Genomic DNA, 13686 nt, shown 5'->3' with positions numbered 1-13686 from the left:
GTCTGGACTACGGAGAAGGGCGACGCACGGGAAGACACGTCGCCCTTCTGAGTCACAGTTCGTTCAGGGGCAGGTGCCCTCGGCCGCGGCCTTGGTGTCGGTGATGTTGAAGTCCTTCTTCGTCGCACCGCGCGCGGAGATGCAGAACGAGCTTCCCGTGGCCGCGGGCTTGTACGTGAACTTCGTGTCGGCGCTCTCCGTGTAGCCGTACGGAACCATCGTCTTACCGTCGGCGAACTCCGTTCCGGTCGGCAGCGTCCCGTTCTTGTCCGTCTGGAACGCGATGACCGCGGTCTTCGCGTTCGCCAGGTCCGACTTCACCGACGCGTCCTTCGCGTTGTTCTGCACGTTCAGGTAGACCGGGATGGCGATCGCGGCGAGGATGCCGATGATGATCACGACGACCAGGAGCTCGATGAGCGTGAAGCCCTTCTCCTTGTCCTCGAGGAGGCCCTTGCGGCGAGCGTCGAGCTTGCCCATGAGAGCGAAGTACATGGTGTTGTCCATTCTTCTGGGAATTGCACTGGGGGGATGGGCTGGGGACTGCTCCGCCGCCGCTGGCAAGCGTATTCAGAGCAGTTTGCGGGCATAATCCCGAGAACGGGGGTGATCGGCGCTGCGAAATGCCCCCAGTACCGGGGTCGGACCGCGAGCCGACCACCCCCGGAAGAGGGCAGAACGCATTCGCCGAGTTACTTGACGAGCGAGGAGATCTGGAAGATCGGCAGGTAGAGGGCGACGATCATGCCACCCACCACGACGCCGAGGAACGCGATCAGGAGCGGCTCGATGAGTGACGTCAGCGACTCTGTGGTCGATTCCACCTCGGAATCGTAGAAGATCGCGATCTTCTCGAGCATGACCTCGAGCGAACCGGCGTCTTCACCGACCGCGATCATCTGCGCGACCATCGCTGGGAACACGGATTCCTTCGCGAGCGGTTCAGCGATCGATTCGCCTTTCCGCACGCTTTCCGCAACACGGTCCAATGCTTTCTGCACGACGAAGTTGTTCGACACTTCTCCGACGATCTTGAGTGCCTGCAGGATCGGCACGCCGGCGCCGATCATGTTCGAGAAGTTGCGGGCGAACCGCGCGATGACGATCTTCTTCGTCAGCTGTCCGAAGACCGGCAGGCGGAGCAGGACCGGGTCGCGGAACGCGCGGAAGCGGTCCGTGTTCTTGTTCCCCCGGTACCAGAGCCACCCGACGACGACGAGCACGGCCAGCACGGGCCCGGCCCAGCGCATGGCGTGTGACAGCTGGACGAGGATCTGCGTCGGGAGCGGCAGCTGCCCGCCGAGCGACGCGAACATGTCCTGGAAGATCGGCACGATGAAGATCAGCATCACGACGACCGCGACCAGCGACATCACGAGCACGACGACCGGGTAGGTCATCGCCGACCTGATCGTCGACCGGAGCTTGTGCTCCTTCTCGAAGTTCGTCGCGATCGAGTCCATCGCCTGGTCGAGGAACCCGCCGGTCTCCCCCGCGCGGATCATGTTGATCATGATCGGCGGGAAGTCGACCGGGTACTTCGCCACGGCGTCCGAGAAGGAGACGCCCCGTTCGACGTCGTCGCGGACCTTGCCGAGGATGTCCTTGAGCTTCTTGTTGTCCGTCTGGTCGGCGAGGATCGTGAGCGCCCGCAGCAGTGAGAGGCCGGACGAGAGCATCGTCGAGGCCTGCCGCGACATGATCGCCAGGTCCTTGAGTCCGACGCCCTTCTCGAAGCCGGGGATCTTGATCTCGGTCTGCAGCCCGGTGCCGGGCTTCGCCTCGGTGATGGCGATCGGCGAGACACCCATGCTGCGCAGGCGCTGGACGACTGCCCCCTCGGAGGCGGCGTCGAGCCGCCCCTTGACGAGCTTGCCCGCCCCGTCTCGGCCCCGGTAGTCGAAGGCGAGCGACATCAGTGGCCTCCCGAGTACTTGTCACCGAAGTCGATCTCCGACGCGGCGATGGCGGCGGCGGACGAGTCGGACGGCGACTCGACGCGCTGCACGAGGCGGTCGAAGCCGTCCTCGTCGTGCACCTTCTCCATGGCGGCGGCGCGGGTGACGGTGCCGACGTTGACGAGCTCGGCGAGGTCCTGGTCCATCGTGTGCATGCCGGCATCCCGCCCCGCCTGCATGGCCGACGTGATCTGGTACGTCTTGCCCTCACGCACGAGGTTCGCGATCGCCGGCGTGGTCTTCATGATCTCGGTGGCGACGACACGGCCGGTGCCGTTCGCCTTCGGCACGAGCGTCTGGCAGACGACACCCTCGAGCGTCGCCGCGAGCTGCGTCCGGATCTGCCCCTGCTGGTGTGGCGGGAACACGTCGATGACGCGGTCGATGGTCCCCGGCGCGCTCTGCGTGTGCAGCGTGGCGAACACGAGGTGGCCGGTCTCGGCGGCGGTGAGTGCGACGGAGATGGTCTCGAGGTCGCGGAGCTCGCCGATGAGGATGACGTCGGGGTCCTGCCGGAGCACGTGCTTGAGGGCGGCGGCGAAGGAGTGCGTGTCGGCACCGACCTCCCGCTGGTTGATGATCGCCTTCTTGTGCTCGTGCATGAACTCGATCGGGTCCTCGACCGTGACGATGTGGTCGGCACGGGTCTCGTTGACCAGGTCGATGAGCGCGGCGAGGGTGGTCGACTTGCCGGACCCGGTCGGCCCGGTGACGAGCACGAGCCCGCGGGGCAGCTTGGCGAACTCGCCCACGTGCTCCGGGATCCCGAGCTGCTTGAGCGACTTGATCTTCGTGGGGATGATGCGGAACGCCGCACCCCAGTTGCCCCGCTGCTGGTAGTAGTTCACGCGGAAGCGGAACTCGGGTGACAGCGAGTACGCGAAGTCGAGCTCCTGCTCGTGGTCGAACTGCCCGGCCTGCTCCGGACTGAGCAGCGTCTTCAGCGCGGCGATCACCTTGTTCCGGGCCCACGGTCCTCCGGGCACGGCGGGTCGCAACGAGCCGTCGACGCGCACCGTGGGTGGGGCGTCGGCGGTGACGTGCAGGTCGGAGGCGCCCTGGTAGACGACCTGCGCGAGCGCGGTGATGAGGTCGGCGTCGGCGACCTCGCGTGCATGGCGGGTGAAGCCGATCTCCGGGTGCGCGCCGGCGGTCCCCGGCGCGCTGGGAGCGACGGTCTGGAGGATCGTGGTCGGCTCCGCGGGCACCACGGGCAGGTGCTGGGTCACCGTGTCGGCGTAGCCGTAGGCGGCGGTGGACGGGGGCACGGCGGCCGGCGGGGTGGCCGGCGCGGCCTGCGGCTGCGCCACCGGTACGGCGACGGGCTCCCCCGCGGGCGGCGGCCAGGACCCGGCGCCGCCCCACGCGGGAGCGGCGTCGCCACCCGGTTCGCTCCCCCACGCGGACGCGCTGCCGGGGTCGGCCGGGGCATCCCAGGCGGGTTCCGCGGACAGGTCGTAGACGGCGTTGCTCGACGTCGGCACCACGGGCCGGTCGACCTCCGGCGCCGATGCGGCGGCCGCAGCCGCTGCGGCCGCCGCGAGCCGCGCGGCCCGTCGACCACCGACCTCGTTGCCCGGCTGCCCGGGGTGCCACCCGGCGACGGGGTCGTCGCCGGCCTCGATGTCGTACACCGATTCGCTCATCGTCCGTGCTCCCGACCTACGCGACCACGCGCAGGATCTCGTCGACGCTCGTCATGCCGAGCTTGACCTTCTCCCACCCGTCCTGCCGGAGCGTGAGCATGCCCTGCTGCTGGGCGACGCGGCTGATCTCGGCGCTCGACGCGCGTGCGACGGCGAGTCGCTCGATCTCCTCGGTGACGGTCATGACCTCGTGCAGGGCGATGCGGCCGCGGTACCCGGTGTTCGAGCACACGGCGCAGCCGATCGGCGCGAAGAACTCCGGCACGACTGCGCCCGGGCTGTCGAGGAACCCGAGCGCGTGCAGCTGCTCGGCCTCGTAGACCGCCGGCGCCTTGCACCGGTCGCAGAGCCGCCGCGCCAGACGCTGCGCGACGACCGAGTCGAGGGCGGACCCGACCAGGAAGGGTTCGATGTCCATCTCGGTGAGCCGGGTGACGGCCGAGGGAGCGTCGTTCGTGTGCAGCGTCGAGAGCACCAGGTGCCCGGTGAGCGACGCCTCGATGGCGATCTGGGCGGTCTCGTGGTCCCGGATCTCGCCGAGGAGCACGACGTCGGGGTCCGAACGCAGGATCGACCGGAGCGCCGATGCGAACGTCAGGCCCGCCTTCGGGTTGACCTGCACCTGGTTGATCCCGGCCATCCGGTACTCGACCGGGTCCTCGACGGTGATGACGTTGATCTCGGGGCGGGCGACGGCGTTCAGGGTCGTGTACAGCGTCGTCGACTTGCCCGAACCGGTCGGGCCCGTGACCAGGATCATGCCGTACGGCTTCGAGTACGAGCGCTGGTACGCCCGGAAGTTCTGCTCGAGCAGGTTGAGGTCCTTGAGGGACATCGACGTGTTCGAGTTGTCGAGGATCCGCATGACGACCTTCTCGCCCCACACCGTGGGCAGCGTCGCGACGCGGAGGTCGATCTGCCGTCCACCGTGCCGGACCGACATGCGACCGTCCTGCGGCTTCCGACGCTCGGCGATGTCGATGTCGCTCATGATCTTCAGCCGGCTGGTCACGCCGTTCTGGATGTTCTTCGGCGCCGGTGCCATCTCGTGCAGCACACCGTCGATGCGGTACCGGACCCGGACCTCGTGCTCGCCGGGCTCGATGTGGATGTCCGACGCGTGGTCCTGGATCGCCTGGGACACGAGCAGGTTGACGAAGCGGACGATCGGGACGTCGTCGAGCGACCCGTCGGTCAGGTCGACCTGCTGCTGCGCCTGGGCGGACGCCTCTTCCTCGAGCGACGAGGTCAGGTCGTTGAGCTCGTCGTCCGCGCGGAGGTACCGGTCGAGCGCTGCCTGCAGGTCCCGCTCGTCGACCTGCAGCGGCTTCACCGTACGACCGGAGGCGGTGCGGGCGTCGTCGATCGCGAGCACGTTGGTCGGGTTGACCATCGCGAGCACCAGCGTCTCGCCCTCGAACCCGATGCCGAGCACGCCGTGTCGACGGCAGAGCGCAGCCGGCAGCATCGAGACGGCCGTGCCGTCCACCGGGTAGTCCGTCAGCGGCACGGTGCGCGAGTTGTTCGAGGCCGCACGGGCGGTGATGTACTGCGCCTCGCTCACGACCCCCTGGTCGACGAGGGTGCGGATCGCCCGCTCGTCGATCTCCTCGTCGCCCGTCATGGCGTCGAGGTGTTCGATCGGCAGGGCGCCGTTGAGGATGAGGATCTCGGACAGCGTGGCCATGTGCCCCGGAGCCTCCTTCGGGTCGAGACTGTGTCGTGGGGGTGCGCACCGCGGCGTCGCGGCGCCCGTCCACGTTACGGCTGAGCCACCTCGGCCCCGCAGTCCCACAACGAGGGGGCGACGGGGTGCCGGGTGTCCCCAGTGCAGGGGTGACGGTCGGTGCCGATGTGTCCGCGTCGTGTTCGACATGCGTCGATCGTCTGCTCCGCCGCGCCACCAGCGCGGGTGCGGGCGCCGATCGGTGGACAGGGCGGTGGTGGGCCGTACCGGTGCAGGAACGGCTGCCAGCAGGCACGGGACGAGAAGACCCTCGACGTGCGCGTTCCCGTCGGGACATGATGGGTCATGGACATCACGAGCGTGACCGTGGGCCTGCCCGTCACCGACATCGAGGCGTCCTGCCTCTGGTACGGCGCGGTGTTCCAGCGCACCGATCCCGACCTCGAGCCCGAGGACGGCGTCGTCGAGTACGAGGTCGGCGGCATCTGGCTCCAGCTGTACCTGGCCGCGGACGCCGAGGAGCGCCCGGCCACCGTCCGGTTCGGCGTCGACGACGTCCGCGCGCAGCACGCGCGGATCGGGTCCCTCGGCATCGACGTGGGCCCGGTCGAGTGCGTCGACGGTGCCGTCGACTGGTTCGACGTGCGTGATCCGGACGGCAACGTCCTCAGCCTCTACTCGCTGGTCGACGAGAAGGGCCGGACGGCCTGACAAGACCGCACGGCGGACGGGAGGCGCGGTACCGGCCCGCACCGCGCCTCCCGTCCGGCGCCGTCGCCGCAACGAGGAAGGCCCCCGCATCCGAGGATGCGGGGGCCTTCCGACGTCAGCTCAGGCTCAGTTGTAGGTGCCGGGCGTGAAGTCGTCGGACGAGAAGCTGTCGAAGTCGACGAAGCTCAGGTCCGCGTCCGAGAACGAGGAGTCGTCGGCGAAGATGCGGTTGGGGTACCGCTCTGCCTTGGCTTCCTCGGTCGCGGCGACGTCCACGTCGCGGTACCGGCTGAGGCCCGTCCCGGCGGGGATGAGCTTACCGATGATGACGTTCTCCTTGAGGCCGACGAGGTGGTCCTGCTTGCCCTCCATGGCCGCCTGCGTGAGGACGCGGGTGGTCTCCTGGAAGGAAGCGGCGGACAACCACGACTCGGTCGCGAGGGACGCCTTCGTGATGCCCATGACCTCCTGGCGAGCCGAGGCGGTCTTGCGACCCTCCTGCAGTGCCGCACGGTTCAGCGCGTTGTAGCGCGACCGGTCGACGAGCTCACCCGGCAGCAGGTCGGTGTCGCCGTGGTCGACGACGGTGACCTTGCGGAGCATCTGACGGACGATGACCTCGATGTGCTTGTCGTGGATCGGCACGCCCTGCGAGCCGTACACGTCCTGCACACCGTTGACGAGGTGCTTCTGGACCTCGCGCACACCCTTGACCCGGAGGACCTCCTTCGGGTCGACCGTGCCGGCGATGAACTGCTCGCCGAGCTCGACGTGCTGGCCGTCCTCGATGAGGAGGGTCGCACGCTTGAGCACCGGGTAGATGAACGGCTCGTCGCCGTTGTCCGGCGTGAGGATGATCCGACGGCCCTTGTCCGTGTCCTCGATCGTGGCGCGGCCGGGGGCCTCGGCGATCGGGGACGCGCCCTTCGGGGTGCGGGCCTCGAAGAGCTCGGTCACGCGGGGCAGACCCTGCGTGATGTCGTCGGCCGAGGCCGAACCACCCGTGTGGAAGGTACGCATCGTCAGCTGGGTACCGGGCTCACCGATGGACTGGGCGGCGATGATGCCGACCGCCTCGCCGATGTCGACGAGGTTGCCCGTGGCGAGCGAACGGCCGTAGCACTTCGCGCAGACACCGACGGCCGACTCGCAGGTCAGGACCGAGCGCACCTTGATGCTCTCGACACCGGCAGCGATGAGCTTGTCGATGAGGACGTCACCGACGTCCTCGCCGGCCTCGGCGACGACCGTGCCCTGCGCGTCCGTGGCCGGGGTGGCCAGGGTGCGCGAGTACACGGTGTTCTCGACGCGCGGGTCGCGGACGAGGGCACCGTCGGCACCCACGGTCGCGATCGGCAGCTCGAGACCACGGGTCGTGCCGCAGTCGTCCTCGCGGATGATGACGTCCTGCGAGACGTCGACGAGACGACGCGTCAGGTAGCCCGAGTCGGCGGTACGGAGAGCCGTGTCCGCCAGACCCTTGCGCGCACCGTGCGTGGCGATGAAGTACTCCGCCACGGTCAGGCCCTCGCGGTACGAGTTGATGATCGGGCGGGCGATGATCTCGCCCTTCGGGTTGTTCACCAGACCACGCATACCGGCGATGTTGCGCACCTGCAGCCAGTTACCACGGGCACCCGACGACACCATGCGGTTGATGGTGTTGTCGACCGGGAAGTTGTCGCGCATCTCCTGCGCGATCTCGTTCGTGGCCTCGGTCCAGATCTTGATCAGGTCGGCGCGGCGCTCCGCGTCGGTGATCAGACCCTTGTCGAACTCGCCCTGCACCTTGGCGGCCTGGACCTCGTAGCCCGCGATGATCTCCTTCTTGCGAGGAGGCGTCACGACGTCCGACAGCGCCACGGTCACACCGGAGCGGGTGCCCCAGTAGAAGCCCGCGTCCTTGATCCGGTCCAGCGCGGCGGCCGTCTCGGTCTTGGAGTAGCGCTCGGCGAGGTCGTTGACGATCGCGGAGAGCGTGCCCTTGTCGGTGACGCGCTGCACGAACGGGTAGTCCGCCGGCAGGGTCTCGTTGAAGAGCGCGCGGCCCAGGGTGGTCTCGAGGAGGATCGGCTGACCGACCTCGTAGCCCTCCGGCGCCTCACCCTCGGCGAAGTGGACACCCGTCATGCGGATCTTCACCATCGCGTTGAGGTGCAGCGTGTTCTGGTCCTTCGCCAGGATCGCCTCGGCGACCGAGGAGAACGCACGGCCCTCGCCGAGGGCGCCCTCGCGGACGGTCGTCAGGTGGTGCAGACCGATGATCATGTCCTGTGCGGGCAGGGTCACCGGACGGCCGTCCGACGGCTTGAGGATGTTGTTCGAGGCGAGCATCAGGATGCGGGCCTCGGCCTGGGCCTCCACCGACAGCGGCAGGTGCACGGCCATCTGGTCACCGTCGAAGTCCGCGTTGAACGCAGCACACACGAGCGGGTGGAGCTGGATGGCCTTGCCCTCGACGAGCTGCGGCTCGAACGCCTGGATGCCCAGACGGTGCAGCGTCGGCGCACGGTTCAGCAGCACGGGACGCTCGCGGATGATCTCCTCGAGCACGTCCCACACCTGCGGACGCGAACGCTCGACCATGCGCTTGGCCGACTTGATGTTCTGCGCGTGCGACAGGTCGATGAGGCGCTTGATGACGAACGGCTTGAACAGCTCGAGCGCCATCTGCTTCGGCAGACCGCACTGGTGCAGCTTGAGCTGCGGGCCGACGATGATGACCGAACGGCCCGAGTAGTCGACGCGCTTGCCGAGCAGGTTCTGGCGGAAACGACCCTGCTTGCCCTTGAGCATGTCGCTCAGGGACTTCAGGGCGCGGTTGCCGGTACCCGTGACCGGGCGACCACGACGACCGTTGTCGAACAGCGCGTCGACCGCTTCCTGCAGCATGCGCTTCTCGTTGTTCACGATGATCTCGGGGGCACCGAGGTCGAGCAGGCGGCGGAGACGGTTGTTGCGGTTGATCACACGACGGTAGAGGTCGTTGAGGTCCGACGTGGCGAAGCGGCCACCGTCGAGCTGCACCATCGGGCGGAGCTCCGGCGGGATGACCGGCACGACGTCGAGCACCATCGCGGCCGGCGAGTTGCCGGTGGCGAGGAAGGAGCTGACGACGCGCAGACGCTTGATCGCGCGGATCTTCTTCTGGCCCTTGCCCTCGGCGATCTGCAGGCGCAGCGACTCGGCCTCGGCGGCCAGGTCGAAGGCCTCGAGACGCAGCTTGATCGCCTCGGCGCCCATGTAGGCGTCGAAGTAGATCCCGAAGCGGTCCTGCAGCTCGTGGAACACGGCGTCCTCGGGCTTGAGGTCGCCGACCTTGAGGTTGCGGAAGTCCTCCCACACGCGCTCGAGGCGGGTGATGTCCTCGTCGAAGGACTTGCGGACCTGGGACATCTCCTTCTCGGCGGTGTCCTTGGTCCGGCGCTTCACGTCGGCCTTGGCGCCCTCCTCCTCGAGCGCTGCGAGGTCGTCCTCGAGCTTCTTGAGGCGGTCGGCGATGATCGAGTCGCGCTGACCCTCGAGGTTCTTGATCTCGAGGCGCATCTCGTTCTCGAGACCGGGCATGTCGGCGTGACGGCCCTCTTCATCGATGTCGATGATCATGTACGCCGCGAAGTAGATGACCTTCTCGAGGTCCTTCGGGGCCATGTCGAGCAGGTACCCGAGGCGCGACGGGACGCCCTTGAAGTACCAGATGTGCGTGACGGGGGCGGCGAGCTCGATGTGGCCCATGCGCTCACGGCGGACCGAGGACTTGGTGACCTCGACGCCGCAGCGCTCGCAGACGATGCCCTTGAAGCGCACGCGCTTGTACTTGCCGCAGGCGCACTCCCAGTCACGGGACGGACCGAAGATCTGCTCACCGAACAGACCGTCCTTCTCGGGCTTCAGGGTGCGGTAGTTGATGGTCTCCGGCTTCTTGACCTCGCCGTACGACCACTGACGGATGTCCTCGGCGGTTGCGAGGCCGATCCGAATGGCGTCAAAGGAAGTTGCTTCGAGCAATGTTCTTCTCTCTTGCTGAGTTCGAAACGTGTTCGGTACGGGCGGGATCAGATGTCGTCGACGGACGACGACTCGAACCGCGAGGAGATGTTGATGCCGAGCTCCTCAGCGGCACGGAAGACCTCGTCGTCCGTGTCGCGGAGGCTGACCGCCTGGCCGTCGGCCGAGAGGACCTCGACGTTCAGGCAGAGCGACTGCATCTCCTTCATGAGGACCTTGAACGACTCGGGGATGCCGGGCTCCTGGATGTTCTCGCCCTTGACGATCGCCTCGTAGACCTTCACGCGGCCGAGGATGTCGTCGGACTTGATCGTCAGGAGCTCCTGGAGGGCGTAGGCGGCGCCGTACGCCTCGAGCGCCCACACCTCCATCTCACCGAATCGCTGGCCACCGAACTGCGCCTTACCACCCAGCGGCTGCTGCGTGATCATCGAGTACGGACCGGTCGAACGGGCGTGGATCTTGTCGTCGACCAGGTGGTGCAGCTTGAGGATGTACATGTAGCCGACCGAGACGGGCTCCGGGAACGGCTCGCCGGAGCGACCGTCGAAGAGCTGCGCCTTGCCGGACGAACCGATCAGGCGCTCACCGTCGCGGTTCGGGAGGGTGCTGTCGAGGAGGCCCTCGATCTCACGCTCGTACGCACCGTCGAACACCGGGGTGGCGACCTTCGTGCCGGGCTCCGCGTGGCGGGCGGCCTCGGGGAGGGCGGACGCCCACTCCTGGATGCCCTCGACGTTCCAGCCCTGCTTCGCGAGCCACCCGAGGTGGATCTCGAGGACCTGGCCGAAGTTCATGCGGCCGGGGACGCCGAGCGGGTTGAGCACGATGTCGACCGGGGTGCCGTCCGCGAGGAACGGCATGTCCTCGACCGGCAGGATCGTCGAGATGACGCCCTTGTTGCCGTGACGACCGGCGAGCTTGTCACCCGCGGTGATCTTGCGCTTCTGGGCGATGTAGACGACCACGCGCTGGTTGACGCCGGAGCCGAGCTCGTCGTCGCCGTCCTGCGCGTCGAACACCTTGACGCCGATGATCGTGCCCTCTTCACCGTGGGGCACCTTCAGCGAGGTGTCGCGCACCTCGCGCGACTTCTCGTTGAAGATCGCGCGGAGCAGGCGCTCCTCGGCCGAGAGCTCGGTCTCGCCCTTCGGCGTGACCTTGCCGACCAGGATGTCGCCGGGGCGGACCTCGGCGCCGATGCGGATGATGCCGCGCTCGTCGAGGTCGGCCAGGAGGTCCGGGCTGACGTTCGGGAGGTCGCGGGTGATCTCCTCCTTGCCGAGCTTCGTGTCGCGGGCGTCGACCTCGTACTCCTCGATGTGGATCGAGGAGAGCGTGTCGTCCTTCACGAGGTTCTGCGACAGGATCATCGCGTCCTCGTAGTTGTAGCCCTCCCACGGCATGAACGCGACGAGGAGGTTCTTGCCGAGCGCGAGCTCGCCGTTCTCCGTCGCGGGGCCGTCGGCGATGACCTCGCCCTGCTCCACGCGCTCGCCGGCGGAGACGATGACGCGGTGGTTGTAGCTCGTGCCCTGGTTCGAGCGGTCGAACTTGCGCAGGTAGTAGGTCTGCGTGCCGCCCTCGTCGAGCTGCAGGGTCACGGCGTCGGCCGAGACCTCGGAGACCACACCGGCCTTGTCGGCGGTGACGACGTCACCGGCGTCGATGGCGGTGTAGCCCTCCATGCCGGTACCGACGAGCGGCGACTCGGAACGGAGCAGCGGGACGGCCTGACGCTGCATGTTCGCACCCATGAGGGCGCGGTTCGCGTCGTCGTGCTCGAGGAACGGGATGAGCGAGGTCGCCACCGACACCATCTGGCGCGGCGAGACGTCCATGTAGTCGACCTCGTCCTTGCCGACGAGCTCGACCTCGCCGCCCTTCTTCCGGACGAGCACCTTGTCGTCCTGGAAGTGGAAGTCGTCGGTCAGCGGCGCGTTGGCCTGGGCGACCACGAAGTCGTCCTCCTCCGAAGCCGTGAGGTAGTCGATGGTCGTGGTGACCTGACCGTTCACGACGCGGCGGTACGGCGTCTCGATGAAGCCGAACGAGTTGATGCGACCGAACGAGGCGAGCGAGCCGATCAGGCCGATGTTCGGGCCTTCCGGGGTCTCGATCGGGCACATGCGGCCGTAGTGCGACGGGTGGACGTCGCGGACCTCGACGCCGGCACGCTCACGGGACAGACCACCCGGGCCGAGGGCCGACAGGCGACGCTTGTGCGTCAGGCCCGCGAGCGGGTTGTTCTGGTCCATGAACTGCGACAGCTGGGAGGTCCCGAAGAACTCCTTGATCGCGGCGACGACCGGACGCACATTGATGAGCGTCTGCGGCGTGATGGCCTCGATGTCCTGCGTGGTCATGCGCTCGCGGACGACGCGCTCCATGCGGGACAGACCCGTGCGGACCTGGTTCTGGATGAGCTCGCCGACGGCGCGGATGCGACGGTTGCCGAAGTGGTCGATGTCGTCCACGTCGAGGCGCAGCTGCACCGGCTCGCCGTCGCGGACACCGTCGAGCGTGGTCTTCTCGGCGTGCAGCGAGACGAGGTACTTGATGGTGCGGACGATGTCCTGCACGGTCAGCACCGAGTCCGAGAGCTGCGCGTCGATGCCGAGCTTGCGGTTCAGCTTGTAGCGACCCACCTTGGCGAGGTCGTAGCGCTTCGGGTTGAAGTAGAAGTTGTCGAGGAGCGCACGCGCGGCCTCGGCGGCGACCTGCTCGCCCGGACGCAGCTTGCGGTAGATGTCCTTGAGCGCCTCTTCCTTGGTGAGGACGGCGTCCTTCTCGAGCGTCGACTCGATCGAGGCGAAGCCCTGGAACTCCTCCATGATCTCCTCGCTCGTCAGGCCGAGGGCCTTGAGGAAGACGGTCACGGACTGCTTGCGCTTGCGGTCGATGCGCACGCCCACCTGGTCGCGCTTGTCGATCTCGAACTCGAGCCAGGCACCGCGCGAGGGGATGACGCGGGCGGAGTAGATGTCCTTGTCGGAGGTCTTCTCCTGCGCACGCTCGAAGTACACGCCCGGGGAGCGGACGAGCTGCGAGACGACGACGCGCTCGGTGCCGTTGATGATGAACGTGCCGCGCTCGGTCATGAGCGGGAAGTCGCCCATGAAGACGGTCTGCGTCTTGATCTCACCGGTCATGTGGTTCATGAACTCGGCGTTGACGTAGAGCGGCGCGGCGTAGGTCTTGCCACGCTCCTTGCACTCGTCGATGGAGTACTTCGGGTCCTCGAGCTCCGGAGACGTGAACGAGAGCTGCATGGTCTCGCCGAGGTCCTCGATCGGGGAGATCTCCTCGAAGATCTCCTCGAGGCCGGAGTGCAGCGCGAGGTCGGTGCGACCCTGCTCCTGTCCTTCGGCGAGGCGGGCCTTCCAGACGTCGTTGCCGACGAGCCAGTCGAAGCTCTCCGTCTGGAGGGCGAGCAGATCAGGGACCGTGAGGGTGTCCGTGATCTTGGCGAACGAGAGTCGCGAGTGGTTGCGACCGTTCTTGGGGTTGGTGGATGCGTTGGGCGCAGCAGCCAAGGGTGTGACCTCCGGTAGGCCCCGTCGGGCCGGTACTGACGAGCAGCACGTAGGTGAGTGGATTGATCGCTCGGCGCGACCCCGGGACCACCGACACGGGTGCAGGACGGGCACGACCGTCGAGGACCTGTGGGATGATC

7 protein-coding genes are annotated in these 13686 nt (G+C 67.6%); 1 reads left to right on the top strand and 6 read right to left on the bottom strand.

Translation table 11 applies throughout. The features are described from left to right. Positions 1-63 precede the first annotated feature (63 nt). The 4 genes from DEJ23_RS16010 to DEJ23_RS07665 all read right to left on the bottom strand — a co-directional run bounded on the left by DEJ23_RS16010 (position 64) and on the right by DEJ23_RS07665 (position 5291). Positions 64-495 (bottom strand): prepilin-type N-terminal cleavage/methylation domain-containing protein, encoded by a 432-nt coding sequence (locus DEJ23_RS16010; protein WP_309147078.1) that lies wholly within the window; start codon positions 493-495, stop codon positions 64-66. A 197-nt stretch (positions 496-692) separates the two neighbouring features. After that, complete coding sequence (locus tag DEJ23_RS07675; protein ID WP_111239687.1) at positions 693-1916, bottom strand: type II secretion system F family protein; 1224 nt, start codon at positions 1914-1916, stop codon at positions 693-695. Then, on the bottom strand, positions 1916-3604 hold the full coding sequence (locus tag DEJ23_RS07670) for a type IV pilus twitching motility protein PilT (RefSeq protein ID WP_146240223.1): 1689 nt from the start codon (positions 3602-3604) through the stop codon (positions 1916-1918). The genes DEJ23_RS07675 and DEJ23_RS07670 overlap by 1 nt, the downstream gene beginning before the upstream one ends. Positions 3605-3620: 16 nt before the next feature. Further along, on the bottom strand, positions 3621-5291 hold the full coding sequence (locus tag DEJ23_RS07665; protein WP_111239686.1) for a GspE/PulE family protein: 1671 nt from the start codon (positions 5289-5291) through the stop codon (positions 3621-3623). 345 nt (positions 5292-5636) lie between these two features. Between DEJ23_RS07665 and DEJ23_RS07660 the strand changes: the two genes are divergently transcribed. Continuing rightward, positions 5637-6002, top strand: a complete 366-nt coding sequence (locus tag DEJ23_RS07660) for a VOC family protein (RefSeq protein ID WP_111239685.1) — start codon at positions 5637-5639, stop codon at positions 6000-6002. A 126-nt stretch (positions 6003-6128) separates the two neighbouring features. Here DEJ23_RS07660 and DEJ23_RS07655 read toward each other — a convergent pair whose 3' ends face one another. Further along, entirely contained in the window at positions 6129-10010 is a 3882-nt protein-coding gene (locus tag DEJ23_RS07655; protein ID WP_111239684.1) for a DNA-directed RNA polymerase subunit beta', read from the bottom strand. Positions 10011-10057: 47 nt separating this feature from the next. After that, entirely contained in the window at positions 10058-13546 is a 3489-nt protein-coding gene (rpoB, locus tag DEJ23_RS07650; RefSeq protein ID WP_111227379.1) for a DNA-directed RNA polymerase subunit beta, read from the bottom strand. Positions 13547-13686: the final 140 nt, after the last annotated feature.

Origin of the sequence: Curtobacterium sp. MCSS17_008 (assembly GCF_003234185.1) — a bacterium.
GTDB lineage: Bacteria > Actinomycetota > Actinomycetes > Actinomycetales > Microbacteriaceae > Curtobacterium.
The sequence above is the reverse complement of the archived record's forward strand: the minus strand, read 5'-3'. Positions and strand labels throughout refer to the sequence as shown.

Excerpts from the sequence above, each read along its gene's own strand:
- DEJ23_RS07660 (WP_111239685.1), top strand. The coding sequence starts at position 5,637 with ATGGACATCACGAGCGTGACCGTGGGCCTGCCCGTCACCGACATCGAG.
- DEJ23_RS07675 (WP_111239687.1), bottom strand. The coding sequence starts at position 1,916 with ATGTCGCTCGCCTTCGACTACCGGGGCCGAGACGGGGCGGGCAAGCTC.
- DEJ23_RS16010 (WP_309147078.1), bottom strand. The coding sequence starts at position 495 with ATGTACTTCGCTCTCATGGGCAAGCTCGACGCTCGCCGCAAGGGCCTC.
- DEJ23_RS07665 (WP_111239686.1), bottom strand. The coding sequence starts at position 5,291 with ATGGCCACGCTGTCCGAGATCCTCATCCTCAACGGCGCCCTGCCGATC.
- DEJ23_RS07670 (WP_146240223.1), bottom strand. The coding sequence starts at position 3,604 with ATGAGCGAATCGGTGTACGACATCGAGGCCGGCGACGACCCCGTCGCC.